This is a genomic window from Janthinobacterium sp. TND4EL3 (assembly GCF_900156175.1).
In the GTDB taxonomy this organism is placed as follows: Bacteria; Pseudomonadota; Gammaproteobacteria; order Burkholderiales; family Burkholderiaceae_D; genus Janthinobacterium.
In genome coordinates this window covers 67,684-93,466 of record NZ_FTMV01000009.1, presented here as the reverse complement: position 1 = coordinate 93,466, position 25,783 = coordinate 67,684, and the positions used below count along the sequence as shown (strand labels likewise).

The following is a 25,783-nucleotide window of genomic DNA, read 5'->3' as shown; positions in this document are numbered from 1 at the left end:
AAATGCCTTATGTCAGACAAAAAATCCTCTAGCGGCGAAAAATTACTGTATTGCTCGTTCTGCGGCAAAAGCCAGCACGAGGTGAAGAAACTCATCGCCGGCCCGTCCGTGTTCATTTGCGACGAGTGCATCGACCTGTGCAACGACATCATCCGTGATGAAACGTCGAGCATCGAGACGGTGACCGGTACCAAATCCGACCTGCCGACGCCGCAAGAAATCGCCGCCTTGCTCGATCAGTACGTGATCGGCCAGCAGACTGCCAAGCGCATCCTGTCGGTGGCGGTGTACAACCATTACAAGCGCCTCAAGCACCTGGGCAAGAAAGACGACATCGAACTGGCCAAGAGCAACATCTTGCTGGTCGGTCCTACCGGTTCGGGCAAGACCCTGCTGGCACAGACCCTGGCGCGCATGCTCAACGTGCCGTTCGTGATCGCCGACGCCACCACCCTGACCGAAGCCGGTTACGTGGGCGAGGACGTGGAAAACATCATCCAGAAGTTGCTGCAAAGCTGCAACTACGACGTCGAGAAAGCCCAGCGCGGCATCGTCTACATCGATGAAATCGACAAGATTTCGCGCAAGTCCGACAATCCGTCCATCACGCGCGACGTGTCGGGTGAGGGCGTGCAGCAAGCCTTGTTGAAACTCATCGAAGGCACGATGGCGTCCGTGCCGCCACAAGGCGGCCGCAAGCATCCTAACCAGGATTTCGTGCAGATCGACACGACCAACATCATGTTCATCTGCGGCGGCGCCTTCGACGGCCTGTCGAAAGTGATCGCCAACCGTTCCGAAAAGAGCGGCATCGGTTTCTCGGCCACCGTGCGCAGCAAGTCGCAAAGCTCGGCCAGCGAACTGATGCTGCAGGCGGAGCCGGAAGACCTGGTCAAGTTCGGCCTGATCCCGGAACTGGTGGGCCGTCTGCCCGTCATCGCCACCCTGGCGGAATTGACGGAAGAGGCGCTGATCCAGATCCTCGTCGAGCCGAAGAATGCGCTGATCAAGCAGTATTCGAAGCTGCTCGAGATGGAAGGCGCGGAACTGGAGATTCGTCCGGCCGCCCTGCATGCGATCGCCAGGAAGGCGCTGGCGCGCAAGACAGGCGCCCGTGGCCTGCGTTCCATCCTGGAACATGCTTTGCTGGACGTCATGTACGAACTGCCGAGCGAACAAAATGTGGTGAAGGTCGTCATCGACGAAAATACCATCACCAGCGGCGCCAAACCTTTGTTGATTTATCAAGAGACTGCCAAAGCCTCCGGAGAAAATTGATTACTGCCGAGACAAATGCTTAAAAAGGGTTTTGATTCCTTAAGGCATGGCAGTACAATTTAAATCAATGAGTGCAGGCTTCAATCGGAAAGCCACTCGCGGCGCTTAGCTGCGCGTGGCTTTTTTACTGTGAAGACTGCATTGATTACCGTCATGCGGGTGTGTTTTGCGAAATAGACTTTATGTTTGTTTCACAGAATTATTTATTCTCGCCGGTCTTGTGTTTTGGCAGCGAGCGCCAACATCGTAAACACGCTTTCTATAAGGTACGCCATGACAACTTCCAAATTAACTGAGCAAACTCAACTGCCGTTATTGCCGTTGCGGGATGTCGTCGTCTTCCCGCATATGGTGATACCGCTGTTCGTTGGCCGTCCAAAGTCGATCAAGGCGCTGGAAGCTGCGATGGAGCAGGGCAAGAGCATCATGCTTGCCGCTCAAAAAGCAGCCGCGAAGGACGAGCCATCTCCTTCGGATATCTATGAAATTGGCTGCGTCGCCAATATTCTGCAAATGCTGAAGCTGCCCGACGGCACCGTCAAGGTGCTGGTCGAAGGCGCGCAGCGTGCCCGTATCAACCATATCAGCGATGCGCCGACGCACTTCATCGCCGACCTGACGCCGCTCGAATCCGAGCCGGGCGACGAGTCGGAAGTCGAAGCCATGCGCCGCGCGATCGTGCAGCAGTTCGACCAGTACGTCAAACTGAACAAGAAGATCCCGCCGGAAATCCTGGCATCCCTGTCGGGCATCGACGATGCCGGCCGCCTGGCCGACACGGTGGCCGCCCATCTGCCGTTGAAACTTGAGCAAAAACAAGTCATCCTGGAAATTTTCAGCGTGGCCAAACGCCTCGAGCACCTGCTGGGCCAGCTCGAAGGCGAGCTCGACATCCTGCAGGTGGAAAAGCGCATCCGCGGCAGAGTCAAGCGCCAGATGGAAAAGTCGCAGCGCGAGTACTACCTGAACGAGCAAGTCAAGGCGATCCAGAAAGAACTGGGCGAGGGCGAAGATGGTGCCGACCTCGACGAGCTGGAGAAAAAAGTCGCTTCGGCCAAGATGCCGAAGGAAGCGCTCGACAAGGCCACCAACGAGCTGAAAAAACTCAAGCTGATGTCGCCGATGTCGGCCGAAGCCACCGTCGTGCGCAACTACATCGACACCCTCGTCAACTTGCCTTGGAAAAAGAAATCCAAGGTCAATAACGACCTGTCGAATGCGGAAAAAGTGCTCGAAGGCGACCACTACGGCCTCGACAAGGTCAAGGAACGCATCCTGGAATACCTCGCGGTGCAACAGCGCGTCGACAAGCTCAAAGCGCCTATCCTGTGCTTCGTCGGTCCTCCGGGCGTGGGCAAGACCTCGCTGGGCCAGTCCATCGCCCGCGCGACGAACCGCAAGTTCGTGCGCATGGCCCTGGGCGGCGTGCGCGACGAAGCCGAGATCCGCGGCCACCGCCGCACCTACATCGGCTCGATGCCGGGCAAGATTTTGCAATCGCTGTCGAAAGTCGGCGTGCGCAATCCTTTGTTCCTGCTCGATGAAGTCGACAAGATGGGCGCCGATTTCCGTGGCGATCCATCGTCGGCCCTGCTGGAAGTGCTGGATCCGGAACAGAACCACACGTTCTCCGACCATTACATCGAAGTCGATTTCGACCTCTCCGACGTGATGTTCGTGGCCACGTCGAACTCGTACAATATTCCGCCAGCCTTGCTCGACCGCATGGAAGTGATCCGCCTGTCCGGCTACACGGAAGACGAGAAGACCAGCATCGCGCAGCGTTATCTGCTGCCGAAGCAGATCAAGAACAATGGCTTGAAGGAAGACGAAATCTCGGTGGCCGAGTCGGCCCTGCGCGACATCATCCGCTACTACACGCGGGAAGCCGGCGTGCGTTCGCTCGAGCGTGAAGTGTCGAAGATTTGCCGCAAGGTCGTCAAGATGCTGCTGCTGAAAAAGTCTGACAAGAAAGTCATCGTCAACTCGAAGAACCTGGACAAGTTCCTCGGCGTGCGCCGCTACGATTTCGGCGTCGCGGAGAAAGAAAACCAGGTGGGCCAGGTGGTCGGTCTGGCATGGACGGAAGTGGGCGGCGATCTGCTGACCATCGAAGCCGTGTCGATGCCGGGCAAGGGCAATGTCATCCGCACCGGCACCCTGGGCGACGTCATGAAAGAGTCGATCGAGGCGGCCCGCACGGTCGTGCGCAGCCGGGCGCAGCGCCTGGGCATCAAGGCGGACGTGTTCGAGAAGAGCGACATCCACATCCACGTGCCGGAAGGCGCGACACCGAAGGACGGTCCTTCGGCGGGCGCGGCCATGACGGTGGCCATGGTCTCGGTCTTCACGGGCATTCCCGTGCGCGCCGACGTGGCGATGACGGGCGAGATCACCTTGCGCGGCGAAGTATTGCCGATCGGCGGCCTGAAAGAGAAGCTGCTGGCGGCCCATCGCGGCGGCATCAAGACGGTGCTGATTCCCGAGCAGAACGTGAAGGACCTGGCCGAAATTCCGGACAACGTCAAGAACAAGCTCGAGATCGTGCCCGTGCGCTGGATCGATAAAGTGCTGGAAATCGCCCTGGAGCGCATGCCTGAAGCGTTGACGGAAGTCGCTGCGGTGGAGGCTGTCACGGCCGCCGCAGCCAAGCCTGATGCGGCTGGCGAGGTAGTAAAACACTAACGTTTTACCCCTGTTTTCCCCAAACAAGCGCTTTTAGAGCGCTTGTTTTATATTGAAACGTGAATTGCGCCCCCAAAGCGCTTGACACATATACAGTGTGGCTTGTTTAATACGCCTGCACATTTTTTTCGCCGGACAGCTGTGGTGCCAAAAGTGCCGCAACGATACGGTAAACGTTTTATACCTTTGTAATTGGGGATGCTAGTGAACAAGACTGAATTGATCGACCACATTGCTGAAAAAGCTGACATTTCCAAAGCCGCCGCTGCGCGCGCACTCGACGCTGTTATCGGCGGCGTGACGGAAACTTTGAAAAACAACGACAGCGTGACCCTGGTTGGTTTCGGCACCTTCTCGGTCAGCGAACGCGCTGAGCGTACCGGCCGCAATCCGCGTACCAAGGAAGCGATCACGATCGAAGCTGCAAAAGTTCCAAAATTTAAAGCTGGTAAAGCTTTGAAGGATGCTGTAAACTAACGAACTTCGGTGAGGTGACAATCACCGGAAACATTTGGCGGCGTCTCCGGATGCCGCGATTTCAAGGTTGAAGTTCGACGAATCGCAACCTTGACTACAAATGCGAGTTGTACTGTGTATTTTTCGGAGTGGTAGTTCAGTTGGTTAGAATGCCGGCCTGTCACGTCGGAGGTCGCGGGTTCGAGTCCCGTCCGCTCCGCCAAAAAAATACGCTCTCAAGGAGTGGTAGTTCAGTTGGTTAGAATACCGGCCTGTCACGTCGGGGGTCGCGGGTTCGAGTCCCGTCCGCTCCGCCAGAATATAGAAACCCGCGCTGCTGAATAGGCAGCGCGGGTTTTTCTTTTATGTGCCCGATTATCTCCACGCGCCCGCATTTTAAAATTCCCGCATGCCGTTTTGAATAAAGACACCGGCGTTTAAATCCGCTTTAAGCTGCGCATGGTTAAATGCCCGAGTCCGGCGCCTTGCCGTGCAGGCGGCGCCAGGGCAGGGCGCGCGCCCTGATTTACTCTTGCTATAGCGCTATGGGCATTGTAGAATCAGGAGATAATGGCTTGGGCGTCAGAATCCTGCTTTAGTTCCAGCGCCAAGTTGTTGAATCTAAAGGGGAAGTGGACATCTGTCCCGTCCATTCCGCCGAAGAAATCAAGGCGAACGCATGTTCGCCTTTTTTTATAGTGATCCACTCATCCCGAATTGGCTGACCATGTTTGAATTTATTCGTACCCATCGACGCTTGATGCAGTTTCTCTTGATGCTGGTCATCGTCCCGTCTTTTGCACTGGTCGGTATCAGCGGCTACCAAAGCTTCGGCGACGGCGCGAACACCATCGCCAAGGTCGGCGACCAGGTCGTTACGCAGCAGCAATATGAAGAAGCGCAACGCCAGCAGATCGACCGCTACCGCCAGATGATGGGCGAGCAGTTCGACCAGAAAATGTTTGACACGCCGGAAGCCCGCAAGAGCATCCTCGACAACCTGATCGCCGAGCGTGCCGTGGCTGCCGAAGTGGGCCGTAGCCACCTGGTCATCAGCGATGCCGTGCTGCAAAAGGAAGTACTGGAAATCCCGGGCTTGACCTTGCCGGACGGTAAATTCGACTTGGAACGCTACAAGGCCATGCTGGCCGCCCAGGGCATGACGCCGCAGATGTACGATGCGCGCCGCCGCAGCGACCTGGCCCTGCAGCAGCTGGCCGGCGCCGTGCAAGGCACGGCTTTCGCGCCGAACACCGTTGCCAAGCGCCTGTCGGACATCACGTCGGAAGAGCGTGAAGTGCAGGAACTGCTGTTGCCGATCGCTCAGTTCGTGCCGCAAGTCAAGGTCACGGACGCCATGGTCAAGGATTTTTATGAGAAGAACGGCAAGTTCTTCGCCATCCCGGAACAGGCAAAGATCGAATACGTGGTGCTCGATGACAGCGCCGCCGGCGAGCAAGTCGACGTCACCGACGCCGACGTGACCGCCTACTATGCGAAGAACCAGAAAGCCTACACGACGGACGAAGCGCGCCAGGCCAGCCATATCCTGGTTGCTGTCAAGAAAGACGCATCGGCCGCCGACAAGGCTGCCGCCAAGGCCAAGGCCGAAGCCATCCTCGCTGACGTGCGCAAAACGCCTGCCAGCTTTGCCGCCGTGGCCAAGGCCAAGTCGGAAGACCCGGCCTCCGCCGAACAGGGCGGCGACCTGGGCGTGATCGGCAAGGATGGCCTCCCGGCGCCGCTGCTGAGCGCTGTAAGCAAGCTCAAGCAAGGCGAAATCAGCGACGTCGTCGCTTCCGATTTCGGCTACCACATCCTGACCGTGACCTCGCTCAAGCCGCAGCACGTGCGGACGCTGGACGAAGTACGGGGCGAAATCACGGCCGACCTGCGCAAGCAATTTGCTGCCAAGAAATACTCGGAAATGGCGGAAACCTTCACCAATACCGTGTACGAGCAATCGGACAGCCTCAAGCCGGTGGCCGACAAGCTGAAACTGAAAGTGGAAACCGTTGCCAACCTGTCGCGCACGCCGTCGCCGGCTCTGGGCAAGGCGCCGTTCAACAACGCCAAGTTCCTCGCTGCCATCTTCTCGAATGACTCGCTGAAGGACAAGCGCAACACGGAAGCCGTCACCGTCGCACCGAACGTGCTCATTTCCGGCCGCGTGGTGGAGTTCAAGCCCGCCTCGAAGCGCCCATTGGCCGAAGTCGAAGCGATGATCCGTCAGCGCGTGACCATGGAAGAAGCGGAAAAGCTGGCGAAGAAAGCGGGCGAGACCAAGCTGGCCGCCCTGAAGGCGTCGGGCGACGCGAGCGGTTTCGGCGCAGCGCAATGGGTGTCGCGCAGCAAGCTGGACGGCATCAACCGCGCCGCCATCGCGCAAGTGATGAAAGCGGACACGAGCAAGCTGCCAGCCTACGTGGGCGTGGACTTGCCGGCCCTGGGCTACGGCATCTACCGCATCGGCAAGGTACAGCAGCCTGAGCAGGTCGATGCGGCGCGCCGCCAGCAGGAAAAGGACCAGATCAGCGGCATCCTGGCGCAACAGGAAATGTTCGATTACGTCGAATACCTGAAAGCCAAGGCCAAGGTGAAGATCGTCAAGCCGGTCACCGCCCCGGCCGCTCCGGCGCCGGAAGCGCCGTAAGATTTAGTTTCCACGCATAAAAATAGCCGCTCTTGAGCGGCTATTTTTTTGTCTGCGCGATGGGCAGGCTTACTTCGCCCCCAGCAAGGGCGCCAGTTGCGGCCAGATGTTTTTCAGGATCGCCGGGTGCGCCTTGGCATTCGGGTGCATGCGGTCGGCCTGGAACAGCTGCGGCTGGTCGGCGATGCCTTCGAACATGAAGGGCACCAGCGGCGCCTTCCATTCCCTGGCCAGCTTGCCGTACACGCCATAAAACTGCTCGCCATAGGCGCGTCCATAGTTGGGCGGCATGCGCATGCCCACCAGCACCACTTGCGCGCCCGATTTTTTTGCCGCGTCGCCCATGGCGCGCAGGTTCGCTTCGGCGGCCGCCACGGGCAAGCCGCGCAAGCCGTCGTTGGCGCCCAGTTCGATCAGCACGACGTCCGGCCGGTGTTTCGCCAGCAAGGCAGGCAGGCGGGCGCGGCCGCCGCTGGTGGTCTCGCCGCTGATGCTGGCGTTGACGATGCGCGTGTCGTTCTTTTGCGCTTGCAAGCGCTGCTCCAGCAGCGCCACCCAGCCAGTACCGCGCGCCAGTCCGTACTCGGCCGACAGGCTGTCGCCGAGCACCAGCAGCGTTTTTGGTGCAGAATAGGCGTTCGTCATGCCTGACACGAGGAGCAGGGCTGCCGCAGGAAGCAAGGACAGGGTGCGCCGCCGCAAGCGGTTGGCGTCCTGGATACTTATTTGTTCACGAAATTTCTTAAGATAGATCAGCATGCCCGAATTCCCTAAAGCGACTTCCACCAGTTTTCTTCCATCAGAAGCAGCGGCCCGGCGGCCTGCCGCACCCGACAGTCTAAATGCCCGGCCGGCCATCGAAGTGGTCCAGCTGGCCAAGCGCGTGCCCGATGCCGATGGCGAGCTGACCATCCTGCATCAAGTCGATTTTACCGTGCAAACGGCCGAGACGCTGGCCATCGTCGGCGCTTCCGGTTCCGGCAAGTCCACCTTGCTGGGCTTGCTGGCGGGACTGGACACGCCCAGCGAAGGCAAGGTCATCCTCGACGGCACCGATATCTTTGCCCTCGATGAAGACGGCCGCGCCGGTTTCCGCAAGGAAAGGCTCGGTTTCGTCTTCCAGTCCTTCCAGCTGCTGGCCCACCTGACGGCGCTGGAAAACGTCATGCTGCCGCTGGAATTGCGCGGCGACCCCGATGCGAAGGAAAAGGCGCAAGCCATGCTGGGCCGGGTCAACCTGGGCAGCCGTTTGAAGCACTATCCGAAATACCTGTCCGGTGGCGAGCAGCAGCGCGTGGCCCTGGCCCGCGCCTTCGTCACGGAGCCGCCGCTGCTGTTCGCCGACGAGCCGACGGGCAGCCTGGACGCCGCCACGGGCGAAGCCGTGATCCGGCTGATGTTCGAGCTGAACCGTGAACGGGGTTCGACCCTGGTACTCGTCACGCACGACAGCTCGATCGCGGCCCGCTGCGGCCGCACCATTACGATTTCAGCAGGCCGTTTGATCTAGCGCAGTGATCATGCCGACAAGGCATTGATCAATTTTCGGATGGCGGGGATCAGTTCCCCCGCCGTCAAGCCGATGGGGCCGCTGCCTGCGGCCACCAGCTCATCGGCCGCCGCGCCATGCAGCCACACGGCGCCGAGTGCCGCTTCCCATTCCGGCCAGCCCTGCGCCAGCAGGCTGCCGCACAGGCCGGACAGCACGTCGCCCGTGCCGGCCGTTGCCAGCGCGGGACCGCCCGTGTTGTTGATGACGATGCCGCCATCGGGCGCGGCGATGACCGTGCCCGACCCTTTCAGTACCACGATGACGCCCAGCTGCGCCGCCAGCTGGCGCGCCGCGCCCGGCCGGTCGGCCTGCACCTCGGCCACCGTCATGTCGAGCAGGCGCGCCGCTTCCAGCGGGTGCGGCGTCAAGATCGTCGCGCCCGCGCCCGTGCGCACGGCCAGCGCCGACTGCAGTTCCGGCTCGGCCGCCATCAGGTTCAGCGCGTCCGCGTCCAGCAGCAGGGGGCTGTCGCTCTCGAACGTGCGCTGCAGCAGCTCCACCGTATCGACGTCGTCGCCCAGGCCCGGCCCCGCCACCAGCGCGGCAAAGTGCAGGCCCGAGAAATCCACGTCCTGGGCGTGGCGGCACATCAGTTCCGGCTGGCCGCTGTCGAAGGCGGGCGGTGCGTCGGGAAAGGCGATATACACCCGTCCAGCGCCCGCATGCAGGGCCGTGCGGGCCGCCAGGATGGGCGCGCCGGCCATGCCTTGCGCGCCGCCGATGATGGCCACGCTGCCGTAGCTGCCCTTGTGCGTGTTCTGGCGCCGTGGCTGCAAATGGCGGGCAAACAGGTGCAGGCCGCCCAGCTGGGCCTTGGCGGGCGGCAGCAGGGCAGGGGCTATGGCCAGCGCGGCCACTTCCACTTCGCCCGCATAGTCGCGGCCATTTGCCGTGTGCAGGCCCGGCTTGTCGCCGATGAAGGTGAGCGTATGCGTGGCGCGGATGGCCACGCCGTCGATGGCGCCCGTGTCCGCGTGCAGGCCGCTGGGCACGTCGAGCGCCAGCACGGGGCAATCGAGCTTGTTGACCAGCTGCGCCATGTCGCGGCATTCGCCATCGAGCGGGCGCGAGGCGCCGATGCCGAACAGGCCGTCGATGACGAGGTTCCATGGCGCGGCGCCCACGGCGGCCGAGGCCGTGCTGGTGGCCGCCTCCATGCAGCGCGCGGCGCTGTTGCGGGCGCGGCTCAGGGCCTGTTCGCGTTCGGGCGACGTGGCCGGTGCTTCGGGCGCCAGCCAGACGAGCACTTCGATGCCGCTGCCGGCCAGGTGGGCGGCCGCTTCGAGCGCATCGCCGCCATTGTCGCCGGGGCCGGCCAGCACCAGCACGCGCCGGTGGCCGGCGTCCTCGCCGTCTTCCTGCCCGTGCAGCAGCTTCAGGGCGGCACTGGCGGCGGCCTGGCCCGCGCGCTGCATCAGCAGCCCTTGCGGCAGGTCGCGCATGGCGGCTTGTTCGATGGCGCGCAGTTCGGCGATGGCGTACAGCGGTGTTGCGGAGTCGATCAGGGGCATGGCGCGTGTTCCATTAGTCAGCATGTCTTCAACATAAGGCCGAAGCGGGCGAAAGGCAAGGCGCGCACGCCTGAAACGCGCCCCTGTTTGGCGGCTACAATAGCCATGTCACATAGTGGAGCTCAATACATGGACTGGCAATTCTGGATCGACCGGGGCGGGACCTTTACGGACATCGTGGCGCGCCGTCCTGACGGCAGCCTGGCCACGCACAAGCTGCTGTCGGAAAACCCGGGCCAGTACCGCGACGCGGCGCTGGCCGGCATGCGCCAGCTGATGGGCCTTGCGCCGGGCGCGCCGCTGCCCGTCGAACGCGTGGGCGCCATCAAGATGGGCACGACGGTAGCCACCAATGCGCTGCTCGAACGCAAGGGCGAACCGACCGTGCTGGCCATCACGCGCGGCTTTCGCGACGCCTTGCGCATCGCCTACCAGAACCGCCCGCAGTTGTTCGCGCGCCAGATCATCTTGCCGGAACTGCTGTACGGCGACGTGATCGAAATCAATGAAAGAGTGGGCGCCCATGGCGAGGTGGTCACGCCGCTCGACGAGATGGCCGCCCGTGCCGCGCTGGCGCAAGCCCATGCGCGCGGCGTGCGCGCCATCGCCATCGTGCTGATGCACGGCTACCGCCATCATGCGCATGAGGCGCGGCTGGCGCAGCTGGCGCGCGACGCCGGCTTTACGCAGGTCTCCGTGTCGCACGAGGTCAGCCCCATGATGAAGCTGGTGGCGCGCGGCGATACCACGGTGGTCGACGCCTACCTGTCGCCCATCCTGCGCCGCTATGTCGACCAGCTGGCGGCCGAGCTGCCCGGCGTGCACCTGCAATTCATGCAGTCGAACGGCGGCTTGACGGATGCGCGCGCCTTCCAGGGCAAGGACAGCATCCTGTCCGGCCCCGCGGGCGGCATCGTCGGCATGGTGCGCGCCAGCGCGCTGGCCGGTTTCGACAAGGTCATCGGCTTCGACATGGGCGGCACTTCGACGGACGTGTCGCATTACGCGGGCGAATTCGAACGCGTGTTCGAAACGCAGATCGCCGGCGTGCGCATGCGCGCACCGATGATGAGCATCCACACGGTGGCGGCCGGCGGCGGCTCCATCCTGCATTTCGACGGCGCCCGCTACAAGGTGGGGCCGGACAGCGCGGGCGCCAGCCCCGGCCCCGCCAGCTACCGGCGCGGCGGCCCGCTGGCCGTCACCGACTGCAACGTCATGCTGGGCAAGCTGCAGCCCGCGCATTTTCCCCGCGTCTTCGGCCCCGATGCCGACGAAGCGCTGGACGCGGCCACCGTGCGCGCCCAGTTCGAGGCGCTGGCGCGCACGGTGGACAGCACGCCGGAACAGGTGGCCGAAGGCTATGTCGCCATCGCCGTGGGCAATATGGCCAACGCCATCAAGCAGATTTCCGTGCAGCGCGGCCACGACGTCACCGACTATACCTTGACCAGCTTTGGCGGCGCGGGCGGCCAGCACGCCTGCCTGGTGGCCGATGCGCTGGGCATGCGCACGGTCTTCATCCACAGCCTGGCGGGCGTGATGTCGGCCTACGGCATGGGTCTGGCCGACCAGAGCGCCATGCGGGAAAAGGCCGTCGAGGCGGCATTGGGCGCGGATATCGGCGGCGATGTTGCGGCCCTGGGCGCCCTGGCGCGCGGCGACTTGCTGCGCCAGGGCGTGGCGGGGGAGCGCATCGCGCTCGTGCACCGCGTGCACCTGCGCTACGAAGGCACGGATACGGCCCTCGTCGTGCTGTTCGACACGGTGGACGCCATGCAGGCGCAGTTCGAAGCGGCCTACAAAAAGCGCTTTTCCTTCCTGATGCCGTCGCGCGCCCTGGTCGTCGAGGCCATTTCCGTGGAAGCCATCGGCGCGTCCGACGCGCCGCCAGCGGCCGCGCCGGCCCATGCGCCCCGCGCAGGCGCGCTGGCGCCCATGGAAACGGTGGCCATGTACTGCGCCGGCGCCTGGCGCGACAGCGGCCTGTATGGGGCGGACAGCCTGCGTCCCGGCGACGCCATCGACGGCCCGGCCATCGTCAGCGACGCCAATGCCACCACCGTCATCGAGCCGGGCTGGCGCGCGGAAGTGACGGCGCATGGCCATTTGATCTTGCGCAGGGTGCTGGCCTTGCCCGAACGGCGCGCCGTCGGGACGCAGGCCGACCCCGTGATGCTGGAGATTTTCAACAATCTGTTCATGTCGATTGCAGAACAAATGGGCCTGCGCCTGCAGAATACGGCCCATTCCGTCAACATCAAGGAGCGGCTCGATTTCAGCTGCGCCATCTTCGACGCGCAGGGCCAGCTGATCGCCAACGCGCCGCACATGCCCGTGCACCTCGGTTCCATGGGCGAGAGCATCCGCACCGTCATGATGCGCAACGCGGGCGCCATGCGGCCCGGCGACGTGTACATGCTGAACGACCCGTACCACGGCGGCACGCATCTGCCCGACGTGACGGTCATCTCCCCCGTCTTCGATGAAAAGGGCGAGGCCATCCTGTTCTATGTCGGTTCGCGCGGCCACCATGCCGATATCGGCGGCACGACACCGGGCTCCATGCCGCCCGACTCCACGCGGATCGAGGAAGAGGGCGTGTTGATCGACAATTTCAAGCTGGTCGACGGCGCCACCGGTTTGCTGCGCGAAGATGACACTCTGGCCCTGCTGGCGGGCGCCAGCTGGCCCGCCCGCAACCCGCAGCAGAATTTGGCCGATCTGCGCGCCCAGGTGGCGGCGAACCAGAAAGGGGCCGAGGAACTGCATAACATGGTCGCGCATTTCGGTTTGCCTGTCGTGCAAGCCTACATGGGCCACGTGCAGGACAACGCCGAGGAAGCCGTGCGCAGGGTCATCACCACCCTGAAGGATGGCAGCTATGCGCTGGACCTGGACAACGGCGCGCAGATCAAGGTGGCGATCACGGTGGACGTCGCGCAGCGCAGCGCCGTCATCGACTTCACGGGCACGTCCGCCCAGCTGCCGAACAATTTCAATGCGCCGTCCGCCGTCTGCATGGCGGCCGTGCTGTACGTATTCCGCACCCTGGTCGACGACGAGATACCGCTGAACGCGGGCTGTCTGAAGCCCTTGACCGTCATCATCCCGCCCGGCTCCATGCTCAATCCGCAGTATCCGGCCTCGGTCGTGTCGGGCAATGTGGAAACCTCGACCTGCATCACCAACGCCCTGTATGGCGCGCTGGGGGCCATGGCCGCCTCGCAGGGCACGATGAACAATTTCACGTTCGGCAGCGAGCAATACCAGTACTACGAGACGATATCGGGCGGCTCGGGCGCCGGTCCCGGTTTCGACGGCACGGACGTGGTGCAGACGAACATGACCAATTCGCGCCTGACGGACCCGGAAATCCTCGAATGGCGCTACCCCGTGCGGCTCGACAGCTACAGCATCCGCGCCGGCTCCGGCGGGGCGGGGCGCTGGCATGGCGGCAACGGCGGCGTGCGCCGGGTGCGCTTTTTGGAACCCATGACGGCGGCGATATTATCGAACAACCGCATTATTCCCCCGTTCGGCATGGATGGCGGCGCGCCTGGCGCGCTGGGGCGCAACTACGTCGAGCGCGTGGACGGCACGGTGGAGCAGCTCGCGCACATCGGCAAGACCGATATGTGCCCCGGTGACGTGTTCGTCATCGAGACGCCGGGCGGCGGCGGTTACGGCAGGACGGAATAGGCGGCGCCGGCGCCGGCGTTGGCCCCGCTCAGCTGCGCGCGCACCTGTCCCACGTCGCGCATGGGGGCGCGGCCGAACTGGCGGCTGTATTCGCGGCTGAACTGCGATTCGCTGGCGTAGCCGACGCGGTAGCCTGCCGTGCCCGCGTCGATCTGCTCGACCAGCATCAGCCGCCGCGCTTCCTGCAGGCGCAGCAGCTTCTGGTACTGCATCGGCGTCATGGCGGTAATGGCCTTGAAGTGGTGGTGCAGCGACGACATGCTCATGTTCGCCATGCCGGCCAGGTGCTCGATGCGGAGCGGCTGGGCGTAATGGTGCTTGATCCAGTCGATGGCTTGCGCCACCTGGTGCGACTGGCTGCTGGCCAGCGCCATGTGGCGCAAACGCGCGCCCACGGGGCCATTGAGCAGGCGGTACGTCAGCTCGCGGCGGATCAGGGGCGCCAGCGCGGCGATGTCCTCCGGCTTGTCGAGCAGGCGCACGAGGCGCAGCATGGCGTCGAGCAGCTCGGGCGAGACGTCGCTGACGGAGATGCCGCGCGTGGCGGGCAGGATCTTCTGCTGCGCCGCGCCGCCCGCGCTGCCCGCGCCTTCGCCGTCGAGCAGCGCCGCCACGTCTGCGATGTCGATGCCCAGCACCGCGCACAAATGCGGCTGTTCCTCGCTCGCCTGCGCCACGCGGACCTGCACAGGCAGGTCGACGGACGTCAGCAGGTACTGCATGCGGCTGTAGTGGAAGGTTTCGCTTCCCAATGTGACGTCCTTCGCGCCCTGCGCGATGATGGCCACGCTGGGGCGCGCCGCGTGGAACAGCGATTCCGTGACCGAGGACTGGCGGTGGAACGTCAGGTTGGCGATGGCCGTCCCGTAGTCGCCGTTGCGCGGCGCGTGGCGGCTGATCAGGGCGGCGATTTCATCTTGCGGGGGGATTTGTGCGGGCATGGTGCAGTATGCGTCAGGCGTGGAGGGGCAGGGGGATGATCTTACGCAGGTTTGGAGGATCGTGCAAAGGTCTTGCAGGATCGCGGTAACGGCGGCGCGCCATCTCGGGCACACTTGGGCAATCGCATGCTTGGCATGCGTCCCCTCGTCACACATATCAGATACAGGAGTTTTCATGAGCACCATCGCCAAAGGCTACGCCGCATTCGGCCCCACTTCCGCACTGCAACCGTTCACGTTCGAGCGCCGCGCCCCGCGCGAAGACGACGTGGCCATCTCGATCAAGTACTGCGGCGTGTGCCATTCCGACATCCACCAGGCGCGCGACGAATGGGGCGGTTCCGCCTTCCCCATGGTGCCCGGCCATGAAATCGCCGGCGTCGTCACGGCCGTCGGCGCCAATGTCAGCAAGTTCAAGGTGGGCGACCACGTGGGCGTGGGCTGCTTCGTCGATTCCTGCACCACCTGCAAGACGCGCAACGTGGACCTGGAACAGTACATGCCGGGCCTGATCCAGACCTACAACGGCGTCGAAGCCGATGGGAAGACGGCCACGCAGGGCGGCTACTCGGACAGCATCGTCGTCAAGGAAGGCTATGTGCTGTCGATCCCCGACAACCTGCCGCTGGACGCGGCCGCGCCGCTGCTGTGCGCCGGCATCACCCTGTACTCGCCGCTGAACCACTGGAAGGCCGGTCCCGGCAAGCAGGTGGCCATCCTGGGCATGGGCGGCCTGGGCCACATGGGCGTCAAGATCGCCCACGCCATGGGCGCCGAAGTGACGGTGCTGAGCCAGACCCTGTCGAAGCGCGAAGACGGCCTGCGCCTGGGCGCCGACCACTACTACGCCACCAACGATGCGGAAACGTTCAGCAAGCTGGCCGGCACGTTTGATCTGATCATCTGCACGGTGGGCGCGGCCATCGACTGGAACCAGTACATCAACCTGCTGAAAGTGGACGGCAACATGGTCATCGTCGGCATCCCGGACGGCGCCGTGCCGCCCGTGAGCGCCTTCGGCCTGGTGGGCGCGCGCCGCAGCCTGTCCGGCTCCATGATCGGTTCGATCAAGGAAACCCAGGAAATGCTGGACTTCTGCGGCAAGCACAATATCGTCTCCGACATCGAGATCATCCGCATCCAGGATATCAACGAGGCGTTCGAGCGCGTGGTCAAGAGCGATGTGCGATATCGCTTCGTCATCGACATGGCCTCTCTGTAACGCCCGGGAAAACGCCCAGGGCGTTGTTGCTCCGCCTCGCCGTACTATTCGTACTGTCTTCGGCGGGGCGCCTAGCCCTGGGCGTTTTTCGGGCGTTCCAACGGTATTTGTCTAAACGTCAAAACCGGTATGCCGGCGTCGCGGCACCATCCCATCCCCGCCAAAAATCTAGCTCCCGCGTCAATTTTTCTTTCCTTGCGTCAAAAATCGGCATAAAATGAAACCGTACAGTACAGTTTCACTACGTAGATTTAAAACATCAGCCATCCCCGGCGTGTTTGCCTGGGCAGGGGAGGCGTCATGGATAAAAAATGGACATTTCAGTAAATAAAGGCGCGCCGGCGATCCCGGCTGTTTCCAGGGGCAAGCGCATTGCCCTGGCGGTTTTCGGCATTTTCCTCGGATGTTCCGGCCTCGCCCTGGCGGCCGGCGGCATCGAACTCATTACCCTGGGCGGTTCCTGGTACTACCTGCCGGCCGGCCTCGGCCTGCTCCTCGCCGGCGTGCTGTATTGGCGCCGCAAACGGGTGGCCAGTGCCGTCGTCGCCGCGCTGGTCGTCGGCACCCTGATCTGGGCCGTGTGGGAAATCGGCTTCGCCTTCTGGCCCATGGTGCCGCGCCTGGCGCCCTTCCTCGTCATCGGCCTGGTGGCCGCCTTGCTGCATCCTTGGCTGGCCGGGCGTGCTCACGGCGGCCAGTCGCGCGGCTTTGCCGCGCTGTTTGCCGTCGTGCTGGCGGTCGGTTTCGCCGCCATGTTCAAGCCGCACGGCGTGACGGAAGCCACGGCGCAGCCGCAGCAGGACGCCGTGACGGCGATCAATGACGGCAGCGCCAACTGGGCGCATTATGGCTATGGGCCGACAGGCACGCGCTTCGCGCCGTACACGCAGATCGGCAAGGCCAACGTCGGCCAGTTGCAAGTGGCCTGGACGTACCGCTCGGGCGAGCTGGCCGAGGGCGCGTCCGAACTGCAAAACACGCCGCTGCAGATCGGCGACACCGTCTACACGTGCACGCCGACGAGCAAGGTCATTGCGCTCGACGCGGACACGGGCAAGGAGCGCTGGACCTTCGATCCCAAGCCGGCCAACACCAAGACGTGGAACCGCTGCCGCGGCGTGGCCTATTACGAGCCGGCGAAAGTGACAAAGCCGTTTCATTTCGACGGCATGCAGGCGGCCGGCGCGCCGCAAGCGGGCGTCTGCGCGAAACGCATCGTGCAGGTGACCATGGATGCGCGTTTGATTCAGATCGACGCGCAGACGGGCAAGCAGTGCGAGGGCTTCGGCGACAAGGGGTCCGTCGACCTCACCGTCGGCCTGGGCAAGGTCAGGATGAACGTGCCGTACTACGCCTACACGTCCGCGCCCACGGTGGCGCGCAACCTGATCATCCTGGGCGGCTGGGTCTTCGACGGCCGCTCCACCGATGAACCGTCGGGCGTCGTGCGCGCCTACAGCGCCGACACGGGGGAGCTGGTGTGGGCCTGGGACCTCGGCAATCCGGCCATCACCAAGCTGCCGCCCGAAGGGCAGACCTACACGCGCAGCACGCCGAACATGTGGTCGACGCCCGCGTTTGACGATGCGCTGGGCCTGGTCTACCTGCCGACGGGGAACGAGCAGCCCGACTTCTGGGGCGGCAAGCGTCCGCCGTTGACGGAGAAGTATTCGTCAGCCATCGTCGCCCTCGACATGGCCACGGGGCGCGAGCGCTGGACGTATCAAACCGTCCACCACGACATCTGGGATTACGACGTGGCCGCGCAGCCGGCCCTGTACGACGTCCCGGACGGCAAGGGCGGCAAGATTCCCGCGCTGGTGCAGCTGACCAAGCGGGGCCAGATCTTCATGCTGGACCGCCGCACGGGCAAGCCGATTGCCGAAGTCACCGAAAAAGCCGTGCCGCAGCAGCACGCGGCCGGCGACTGGGTGGCCAAGACGCAGCCGTATTCGACGGGCATGCCGGCCCTCGGCGCGGAAACCCTGACGGAGCGCGACATGTGGGGCGCCACCTTCTTCGACCAGCTGGCGTGCCGCATCAGCTTCCGCAAGCTCAATTACCAGGGCGAGTTCACGGCGCCCAGCACCCGCGAAACCCTGATCTACCCGGGCTACTACGGCGGCTTCAACTGGGGCGGCGCGGCCGTCGATGAAGGCAATGGCTATATGTTCGTCAACGATATCCGCATGCCGCAGGTGGTCAGGCTGGTGCCGCGCGAGACCGTGGACGTGGCCAAGCTGACGGCTGGCCACGGCGTGGGCAGCACCTATCCCATGGATGGCACGCCCTTCGTCATCGACCACAAGGCCTTCAATTCGCCCCTGGGCATACCGTGCCAAAGCCCGCCGTGGGGCGTGTTTGCCGCCATCGACCTGAAAACGCGCGCGAAAGTGTGGGAGCGTCCGGCCGGCACGGTGCGCGATACCGTCATCCACGGCGCGCGCGCCAGCCTGCCCATCCCGCTGGGCATGCCCACCCTGGGCGGCGGCGTCAGCACGGCGTCGGGCCTGGTGTTCTATGCGGGCACGCAGGATTACTATCTGCGCGCCATGGATATCGCCACGGGCCGCGAAGTGTGGAAGGCGCGCCTGCCCGTCGGTTCGCAAGGCACGCCGATGACGTATGTGTCGCCCAAGTCGGGCCGCCAGTACGTCGTCGTGGCGGCGGGCGGCGCCCGCCAGAGCCCGGACCGGGGAGATTACGTGATAGCATACGCGCTTCCCAAGACACAGTAAGAGTTTGCTTCATGCCCCAGTTGCGCACCGTTCCCGCTTCCCCGACGACCCGAAGCGAGGAGCGGCGGCGCAAGCTGCTGGTGGCGGCGGCGGACCTCTTCCTCGCCTCCGGCTACGACGGCGTCAGCATGGACGCCATCGTGGCCGCCGCGGGCGGCTCGAAAGCGACGGCCTACCGCTATTTCGGCAGCAAGCAGGAATTGCTGGTGGCCGTGGTCGAGTACCTGTGCGCCGACTTCATCATCGCGCTGCGCCAGCTCGATACGGCGCAAGCGGGCCTGGAGCAGGGCTTGCAGCTGATCCTCGATGAACTGGTGGCCGTCGTCACCAGCCCCCGCCACGTGGCTTTCTACCGCCTCGTCGTCACGGGCGCGGCCGCCGTGCCGGCCGTGGGCCTCACCTGGTACGAACACGGCCCGCAAGTGTGGCACGCCTTGATCCTGCGCCTGCTGGAGCAGCAGCGCGCCCTTGGCCGCATCGCGCCTGACACCTCGTTTTCCAATGTGCCGCAAATCCTGTTCGACGCCGTCTTCTCGCACCTGACCACGCGCACCGTCATGCTGGGGCAGGGCGGCGACGCCGCTGCGTTCCGCCCCCTGATCGCGGAATTGATCGAGCTGGTGGTGGCGCGCGTGGCGCGCAAGTAAGCTCGGCTCAGCGAGCCGCTTGCGGCGCCGTCCAGACCAGATTCCACAGGTGGCCATCGATATCCTCGAAGCCCTGGTCATACATGAAACCATGGTCCTCGGGCGGATGCGGTATGCGCCCGCCGGCGGCAGCGGCCCTGGCGATCAGGCTGTCCACCTCTTCCCGGCTGTCGCAACTGAGGCAGATGACGACTTCATTGGCTTCCTTTGCATTTGCGACCGGCTTGCCGATCAGCGACTGGAAGAAGGGTTCCGTCGTCAGCATGGCCTGGATCGTGTCGCCGACGATGTTGATGAACGCCGCGTTCTCGCCGCTGTAGCGGGTATCGAAGGTAAAGCCGAGAGCGCCGAAGAAGGCCCTGGATTTGTCCAGGTCCTTCACGGGCAGGTTGAGGATGATCTGTTTATGCATATGGCCTCCTTGCCAGGGTGGAATAGGGGACGCCAGCGCTGCCGCATGGGGCTGCGGTCCGTCACGACTTTACCTCATTTGACAGCGCAGCGGCGGTCAGTTCAAGTTTGAGACAACTGCGTTGCCACGGCAGGCCGGCGCAAGGGACCGCTGGCCTTGGAAGTTATCAATTAAGGAAGAATATACATAAGCACTTATGAAAATCGTGCTACCATGGCTGCATGAAACCTGGACTCGGCACACAATTACGACATCTCATCGAACTGCTGGACGGCGCCGTCGAGCAGGCCTATGTGGACGCGGGGCTCGATTACCGGCCGCGCTACACGCCGGTCATGCGCATGCTGGCCGAGCAGCCGAGCGCCACCATCGGCGAGCTGGCGGCCGTGGCCGGCCTCACGCAGCCGGCCGCGACCCAGACGGTGGCCCTGATGGTGAAAAAGGGCCTGTTGACGGTCGCGGCCGGCGGCGAAGACGGCCGGCAGCGCGTGGTGCGGCTCAGCGCCGAAGGCGCGGCGCTGCTGCCGCGCCTGCGCGTGTGCTGGCAGGCGACCAAATCCGCGGCCGACAGCCTCGATGCCGAACTGGCGTTTCCCTTGTCCGCCTGTCTCGGACAGGCGATCGCCGCACTCGAGGCGCACTCCTTCGGCACGCGCATCCGCGACGCCAACCTGCATCTGCACCCTGACGACAAGCCCGAATGATGCAGGTCCGCCTGCCTGAACGCCGTTGCGACGACGTTTCCAGGGGCATCGCGCGCATTTTTTACATACATAACGGTCAAACGATTCGTAGTCCAACTTGGAGGATGGTATGGCAGGCAGAAAGAAGTTTGTTGCAGGCGTCGTCTTGGGCGCCGTGTTGGCGTTTCCCGCCTTGGCGGCGCAGGACATTGCCTTGAAAGCTGCCGATCGCGCCGCGGTCGTGCGGACGCTGGCCGAGAAAATGAACGCGAATTACATCGAGCCTGCCGTCGCCGAACGGGTCGGCAGCGCGATCGCCAGGAAAAATGCCGAAGGAGGCTATGCGAGCGCCGCCAGCGCGCAGGCGTTCAGTGCGGTGCTGGCGCAGGACTTGCGCACATTGAGCGGCGACCTGCATTTCGGCGCCATGCTTGACGAAGGTTTCCGCGAGCGCGGCAACGCCGCCGAGGTGCCCACGCGCGCCAGGATGGACGAAGCGCGCGAGCAGACCGAGCGGTGGGGTTATGGCATCGGGAAGGTCGAACGCCTCCCCGGCAACGTCGGCTACATCGAGCTGCGCGGCTTCGGGCGCACGGAATTCGTCGGTCCGGCCTACTCGGCGGCCATGTCGCTGATGGCGGGGACGGAGGCGCTGATCCTCGACCTGCGCCGCAACGGCGGCGGGAGCCCGGCCAGCGTGGCTTACCTGATGAGCCATTTCTTCCCCTTCGGCGACGAGCGTCACCTGATCGACATATACAATCGTCCGACCGATACGACACGGCAGATCTTTACCGTGGCGACGGTCGCCCAGCGTTACGACAAGCCCGTGTACGTGCTGACCTCGGCCCGCACGTTTTCCGGCGGGGAAGATTTCTCCTACAGCATCCAGGCGCAGAAGCGCGGCACGGTGGTCGGCGAAACCACGGGCGGCGGCTCCAATCCCGTGGGCAGGTTCAGCGTGGGGCAGGGCATCGTGGTCGTGATTCCCACGTCGCGCACGACCAATTTCGTCACCAAGACCAACTGGGAACACGTGGGCGTCAAGCCGGACATCGCCGTGCCCGCGGCGCAGGCGCTGCAGACGGCGCATGTCACCATCCTGCGCAAGCTGGTGTCGTCCGAAAAGGACGGCGACGAGCGCAAGGAACTGCAGCGCGTGCTGGCGATGGCAGAGAAAGGGGAGTCCGACAAGCCCGTCTACACGCTCAGGGGCGAGCCTTGAGCTAAGTGCAGCGCAGGCAGGCAGTGCCTGCGCTGCACGCCGGAAGATGTCCTCCAAACGGTCATTCGGCCATGCCTTGCTTCGATGCTTGCCCGCGGAAGTAATCGCCATCCGGGTCCAGATTCCCGTATTGACGCACGATAGGGGACTGGAGCGTAAACCACAGGTGATTGATCAAGCCCGCCAGCGCGCGTAAGTGCTCGGAACGCTCGGCGTCGGGAAGGGTGCGGATAAGACTGTCCGCTTCGTTCATGAGTTTTCCCATGCGCTCGTATGTCGACATGAGTTGCTGCGCGGTTGCATACTCCATTTTTCCACTTTCAAAATCAGTCGCCAGGCAGTTCGCCCCTGGAAATCTTATTGACGTAGCTCAACGATCAAGCGCATTGCATGGCCGGCATCAGGATAGCAGCGCAGCCATCCAGCGATATCGGGCCCGGCGCATGCGGCACAGCAGCCCTTGCAGCGCCGTGCCGCCGCGAGTCCGTCCCTGGGCCGAAGCTGAAATCTTACGGCTCCACAATGGTTCACTGGGGATGTGCATGACGCTTGATGACGTCTGCGATCGAGCTGCCAACGTCCGGCGCGAGCGGAAGGCCAGGATCGGCGTAGGTGGCAAGATTGGCGCGCCTGTCATCGGATGCGACCGACTTGAGGACATGGTTGACATCAGGAAGCAGCACCAGCGTCGCGTGCGGCGCCGCCTGACTGAGCAGCTGCGCGTCCGCCACGCTGACTTGAATGTCGCGCTTGCCCTGCAGCACCAGCACGGGCTTTTGTTCATCCGCGAGCAGGCGGCGTGGATCGTAAGAAAATGCGCTGATCAGGAATCCTTGCACTTGCGGGGCAAACAGGCCCTGCAGGGCAGGGTGCATGCCGGCGGTGTCAACCCGCCGTCCCTGTTCCAGCGCCTCGATTGCCGACATTGCCTCGCCGGCGAGCGGGCCGTTCGCAGGATTGGCCTTGATCTGCTCGCGCATGACTTCACCGAGCGGGCGTCCGGCGGCGGCGATCAATACAAGACCGCAAATCCCGGCATGCTTCCTTGCTGCCGCCATTGCCACCAGCCCCCCTTCGCTATGGCCCACGAGCCAGACGCAAGCGGCTCCTGTGCGTTTTTGCAGGGCCGCGACCCAGGCATTGACGTCGCTCACATAGTCGTCGATCGTCACGGCATTCGCATCCGGCGTTGCCGCAGCGCTGGCAAACATGCCGCGCTTGTCGATGCGCACGGTCGTCATGCCGCGCGCCGCCAGGTCCTGGGCAAGCAGTTTATAGGTCGATGCACGGATGCCCAGCGGACTGTTGCCATCGCGGTCAGTCGGGCCAGAACCAGGAATGATCAGGGCGACCGGGCCTGGCGGCGCTCCCGGAGACAGCATCACCCCTTTCAAGGGCCCCGCCGGCCCCGCCGCCTCGACAAACGTTTCGACGGGTGCTCCATGTGCCTGGATCGAGGCCATCAACAGCGGAATGATATACAGGAGGGAATTGAGTTTTGTCATAATGGTCACCAGGATACTGGCCGTTGATTGACTTGCGCGACGCAAGCGAGAAGTTCCAGACTGCTGCCCCCCATGATTACCGGGCATGCATTGCGACTATTGTCGATCTGGTGATTTTTTGGCGGAAATCCCTGCCGTGCAACTGCACGCCAGGCAAGCCGCAGGCCCTGCCTGGTTAAAGAGGAGCGCCTGCTATGGCGCAGGCGAAGATGACACCGCGGGGGCGCTGGCGTTCACGCCATGGATAAAGCCGTCAGAAAAATCGTCCCATGCGCCCGAGACCAGCCACAGGCAAGCGGCGAAGGCAAGCAGCTTCCGATTGTTTTTCCTGAAGCCGGAGATGAGCAGGGCGGCACCTGCGGCAAAAAACAGGGGGGCGACGATATACATGCAGAGTCTTCCAATGATGACATTGCTAATGTTCATAAAAAGCCAGACGCAACACGACAGCGCCGCGTCCTGCCCCGGTGCTTCGTTCCTTGAAGCAGCGCTAGAGAGTAACAAATTGCCAAGAGGGAAAATTCACACATTGTCACGTTGCCGTGAATGGACGCCAGCCCGGCCCCGGCGGTGAAGAAGGGCGGCGAGCAGGCGCCAGTCAGGTCGCGATACCGTACTTGTGCTGCGTGGCTGCATACTGCTGCCTGAGCGACTCCAGCTGCGGATGCCGGGGGTCGATCTTGCGGATCACCTGCATCTGGTGCTGCGCCTGTTCGGCCAGGGGGGCTTCCCAGCCCAGCATATTGAGCTGGCGCAAGATGGCCTCGACGGAGGCAAACAGGACGGGCAGGTTGCCCGGCGTCTTGCGCAGGGCCTGGCGCAGCACGAAGACGGCGCCCTTGAGCTCTCCGCTTTCCGCCTTGCTGGCCGCATCCTGCATCAATTCCTGCACCTGGTGCGTGATCTGCTGGCCCATGCCTTGCGCCAGATCATGCCGTCCCGCCTTTTCAAACACGTCCACGGCCGCTTCCATCGTCACGTCGCTGTCCGCTTCGTTGACGAGCTTCATCATGACGTCGGACGCCGCCTGTTCCAGGTTGTTCTTCAGGCAGCTTTGCACGAGGCCCACCTTCAGTTGCGTCGACAGGCCGCGCGCGCCGTCCAGGGCGGCGGCGGCCAGCTGCAGTTCGGTGGCGGCGGCGATGTCGTTGCCCGACAATTCATGCAGCATGGCGGCCGAGATGGCGCGGCACGCTTCCACGCTGGCGCTGCCCCGCAGCGAGCGCTCCATGTCGCGCAGCACGCCGCTCGCCTGCGGCGCGTCGCCTTTCTTGACCAGCGTCTTGACCAGGTTGACATGGTCTTCCGGGTCGCGGAATTCGGAGTACTTCGCCTTTGTCACCACCTGCTTGTAGGCCCGCTCGGCCGCGCTGATGTCGCCCGTGTCATAGGCGATGCCGCCCAGGTGGCGCAGCCGGCGCACCATGTGCGGCGAAATGGCCACCGCGTCCTCGAGGATCTTCTTGGCCTGCACCTGCTGGCCCATGGCCTCATGGTTTTGCGCCAGCAAGTCGTAGGCGGCCATGTAGCGGGGATAGGCTTCCACCAGTTCCAGCAGCGCATCCTGCGCTTCTTCGTGGCGCTGCTGCTCGAACAGGGTGCGCGCCAGTCCCAGGTGGGCCCAGGCCATGGGGCGCGAGGCCAGCATGTCGGCGTAGATCTGTTCCGCTTCCGTCCATTCGCCGAGCGACAAATGCAGCTCGGCGCGCAGGCGGGCGAAATCGGCCGCCAGGCGCGGGTGCTGCAATTCGGCCGCGCGGCAGCTTTTCACGGCTTCGCGCAAATCTCCCTTGTCGATCAGCTGGTAGGTGGGCAGGAAGAGGGCGCGCCGCTCGATGGCGCGCGCGATGCGCCCGCTCAGCACGTCGACCGTAAACGGCTTCAATATGTAGTCGGACGGGGTCAGCTCGGCCGCGCTGATCACCTTGCTGTGGATGGCTTCCGACGTCAGCATGATGAAGATCGTCCACAGGCCGATCAGTTTGTGATGGCGCAAGTCTTCCAGCAATTGCTGGCCATCCTGGCCGTCCGTGCCGCTGCCCAGGTCGTATTCGCACAGGATGATGTCGAACGGCTTCTTCGTCAGCAGGCGGATGGCCGTGCCGGAATTGATCGCGTATTCCACCTTGGTGATGGCCGCCTGGTTCAGCATATTGTGCAGATTGCCCCGCATGCTGGGGTTGGGGTCGACGATCAGGACAGATAAGTCGCTATGTTCTGGCATTGTTCAGCTCTCGTTCATCTGTATGGTCATCCGCGGCGCCATTCTTGTATGTGCCTGGCAGAATTGTTTTTTGTCAGCATACTGCAAAGCCGCCCGGCCTTGCCAGCAAAATGCATGCAATCGGACGCGGGGCGCGCCCGGCAGCGTCCGGCGTTGTATTTCACGACATGCCTGCCGTTTTTGCGGCAACGGCGAACGGCGGCACGGCGCTTTGCCGGATTGCGCCGTGCCGCCCTGTGCGCCATGCCGAACTGGACCGCCGTTGTTGCACCTTGGCAAAAACTGTTCAATTCCGGGGCAAAATGGCCGCAAAGCCATAAGTTCCGGTCATAAAGCAGGGGTAAAACGG

At 63.6% G+C, this 25,783-nt stretch carries 20 protein-coding genes and 2 tRNA genes; 14 read left to right on the top strand and 8 right to left on the bottom strand.

The genetic code is table 11. The features are described from left to right. Positions 1-9: 9 nt before the first annotated feature. The 6 genes from clpX (at position 10) to BXA07_RS15460 (ending at position 7,072) form a co-directional block, all read left to right on the top strand. Entirely contained in the window at positions 10-1,278 is a 1,269-nt protein-coding gene (gene clpX, locus BXA07_RS15485; RefSeq protein ID WP_076568804.1) for an ATP-dependent Clp protease ATP-binding subunit ClpX, read from the top strand. A 273-nt stretch (positions 1,279-1,551) separates the two neighbouring features. Beyond that, entirely contained in the window at positions 1,552-3,963 is a 2,412-nt protein-coding gene (lon, locus tag BXA07_RS15480; RefSeq protein WP_076568803.1) for an endopeptidase La, read from the top strand. Between the two features lie 204 nt (positions 3,964-4,167). Further along, positions 4,168-4,440: an HU family DNA-binding protein gene (locus BXA07_RS15475; RefSeq protein ID WP_010398442.1), complete on the top strand. Its 273-nt coding sequence runs from the start codon at positions 4,168-4,170 to the stop codon at positions 4,438-4,440. Between the two features lie 125 nt (positions 4,441-4,565). Further along, positions 4,566-4,642 (top strand) — tRNA-Asp (locus BXA07_RS15470). 17 nt (positions 4,643-4,659) lie between these two features. Next, positions 4,660-4,736, top strand: a tRNA-Asp gene (locus BXA07_RS15465). Between the two features lie 410 nt (positions 4,737-5,146). Continuing rightward, positions 5,147-7,072: a SurA N-terminal domain-containing protein gene (locus BXA07_RS15460; protein ID WP_076568925.1), complete on the top strand. Its 1,926-nt coding sequence runs from the start codon at positions 5,147-5,149 to the stop codon at positions 7,070-7,072. Positions 7,073-7,141: 69 nt separating this feature from the next. Here the strand turns inward: BXA07_RS15460 and BXA07_RS15455 are convergent, their stop codons facing one another. Further along, positions 7,142-7,831, bottom strand: a complete 690-nt coding sequence (locus BXA07_RS15455; RefSeq protein ID WP_076568802.1) for an arylesterase — start codon at positions 7,829-7,831, stop codon at positions 7,142-7,144. 103 nt (positions 7,832-7,934) lie between these two features. On the opposite strand from BXA07_RS15455, the gene BXA07_RS15450 reads away from it, so the two are divergent. After that, positions 7,935-8,582, top strand: coding sequence for an ABC transporter ATP-binding protein (locus BXA07_RS15450; RefSeq protein WP_139335613.1), 648 nt, complete (start codon positions 7,935-7,937; stop codon positions 8,580-8,582). An 8-nt stretch (positions 8,583-8,590) separates the two neighbouring features. On the opposite strand, the gene BXA07_RS15445 is transcribed toward BXA07_RS15450, so the two are convergent. After that, complete coding sequence (locus tag BXA07_RS15445) at positions 8,591-10,135, bottom strand: bifunctional ADP-dependent NAD(P)H-hydrate dehydratase/NAD(P)H-hydrate epimerase (protein ID WP_076568800.1); 1,545 nt, start codon at positions 10,133-10,135, stop codon at positions 8,591-8,593. A gap of 129 nt (positions 10,136-10,264) precedes the next feature. Here BXA07_RS15445 and BXA07_RS15440 point away from each other — a divergent pair, with 129 nt between their 5' ends. Further along, the gene (locus BXA07_RS15440) at positions 10,265-13,837 is read left to right on the top strand and encodes a hydantoinase B/oxoprolinase family protein (protein ID WP_076568799.1); all 3,573 of its coding nucleotides are present in this window, start codon (positions 10,265-10,267) and stop codon (positions 13,835-13,837) included. On the opposite strand, the gene BXA07_RS15435 is transcribed toward BXA07_RS15440, so the two are convergent. After that, positions 13,819-14,778 carry an AraC family transcriptional regulator gene (locus tag BXA07_RS15435; RefSeq protein WP_076568798.1) on the bottom strand — a complete coding sequence of 320 codons (960 nt, stop codon included), beginning with the start codon at positions 14,776-14,778 and terminating at the stop codon, positions 13,819-13,821. The two genes, BXA07_RS15440 and BXA07_RS15435, sit on opposite strands and share 19 nt — an antisense overlap. A 175-nt stretch (positions 14,779-14,953) precedes the next feature. Between BXA07_RS15435 and BXA07_RS15430 the strand changes: the two genes are divergently transcribed. The 3 genes from BXA07_RS15430 (at position 14,954) to BXA07_RS15420 (ending at position 19,385) form a co-directional block, all read left to right on the top strand. Continuing rightward, positions 14,954-16,000, top strand: a complete 1,047-nt coding sequence (locus BXA07_RS15430; protein ID WP_076568797.1) for an NAD(P)-dependent alcohol dehydrogenase — start codon at positions 14,954-14,956, stop codon at positions 15,998-16,000. Between the two features lie 311 nt (positions 16,001-16,311). Next, positions 16,312-18,738: a membrane-bound PQQ-dependent dehydrogenase, glucose/quinate/shikimate family gene (locus BXA07_RS15425; RefSeq protein WP_083708299.1), complete on the top strand. Its 2,427-nt coding sequence runs from the start codon at positions 16,312-16,314 to the stop codon at positions 18,736-18,738. A gap of 11 nt (positions 18,739-18,749) precedes the next feature. Continuing rightward, on the top strand, positions 18,750-19,385 hold the full coding sequence (locus BXA07_RS15420; protein WP_076568796.1) for a TetR/AcrR family transcriptional regulator: 636 nt from the start codon (positions 18,750-18,752) through the stop codon (positions 19,383-19,385). A 7-nt stretch (positions 19,386-19,392) separates the two neighbouring features. On the opposite strand, the gene BXA07_RS15415 is transcribed toward BXA07_RS15420, so the two are convergent. After that, on the bottom strand, positions 19,393-19,797 hold the full coding sequence (locus tag BXA07_RS15415) for a VOC family protein (protein ID WP_076568795.1): 405 nt from the start codon (positions 19,795-19,797) through the stop codon (positions 19,393-19,395). A 221-nt stretch (positions 19,798-20,018) separates the two neighbouring features. Between BXA07_RS15415 and BXA07_RS15410 the strand changes: the two genes are divergently transcribed. Both BXA07_RS15410 and BXA07_RS15405 read left to right on the top strand, forming a co-directional pair. Continuing rightward, entirely contained in the window at positions 20,019-20,501 is a 483-nt protein-coding gene (locus BXA07_RS15410; protein WP_076568794.1) for a MarR family winged helix-turn-helix transcriptional regulator, read from the top strand. A 109-nt stretch (positions 20,502-20,610) separates the two neighbouring features. After that, positions 20,611-21,705: a S41 family peptidase gene (locus tag BXA07_RS15405; protein ID WP_076568793.1), complete on the top strand. Its 1,095-nt coding sequence runs from the start codon at positions 20,611-20,613 to the stop codon at positions 21,703-21,705. A 61-nt stretch (positions 21,706-21,766) separates the two neighbouring features. Here the strand turns inward: BXA07_RS15405 and BXA07_RS15400 are convergent, their stop codons facing one another. The 4 genes from BXA07_RS15400 to BXA07_RS15385 form a co-directional block, all read right to left on the bottom strand. After that, the gene (locus tag BXA07_RS15400; protein WP_212592314.1) at positions 21,767-21,988 is read right to left on the bottom strand and encodes a hypothetical protein; all 222 of its coding nucleotides are present in this window, start codon (positions 21,986-21,988) and stop codon (positions 21,767-21,769) included. A gap of 244 nt (positions 21,989-22,232) precedes the next feature. Further along, positions 22,233-23,210 carry an alpha/beta hydrolase gene (locus tag BXA07_RS15395; RefSeq protein ID WP_244556291.1) on the bottom strand — a complete coding sequence of 326 codons (978 nt, stop codon included), beginning with the start codon at positions 23,208-23,210 and terminating at the stop codon, positions 22,233-22,235. Positions 23,211-23,402: 192 nt separating this feature from the next. After that, complete coding sequence (locus tag BXA07_RS15390) at positions 23,403-23,600, bottom strand: hypothetical protein (RefSeq protein WP_076568791.1); 198 nt, start codon at positions 23,598-23,600, stop codon at positions 23,403-23,405. A 208-nt stretch (positions 23,601-23,808) separates the two neighbouring features. Continuing rightward, positions 23,809-25,434, bottom strand: coding sequence for a tetratricopeptide repeat-containing response regulator (locus BXA07_RS15385; protein WP_076568790.1), 1,626 nt, complete (start codon positions 25,432-25,434; stop codon positions 23,809-23,811). A 114-nt stretch (positions 25,435-25,548) separates the two neighbouring features. On the opposite strand from BXA07_RS15385, the gene BXA07_RS30215 reads away from it, so the two are divergent. Next, entirely contained in the window at positions 25,549-25,767 is a 219-nt protein-coding gene (locus BXA07_RS30215) for a hypothetical protein (protein WP_139335598.1), read from the top strand. Positions 25,768-25,783: the final 16 nt, after the last annotated feature.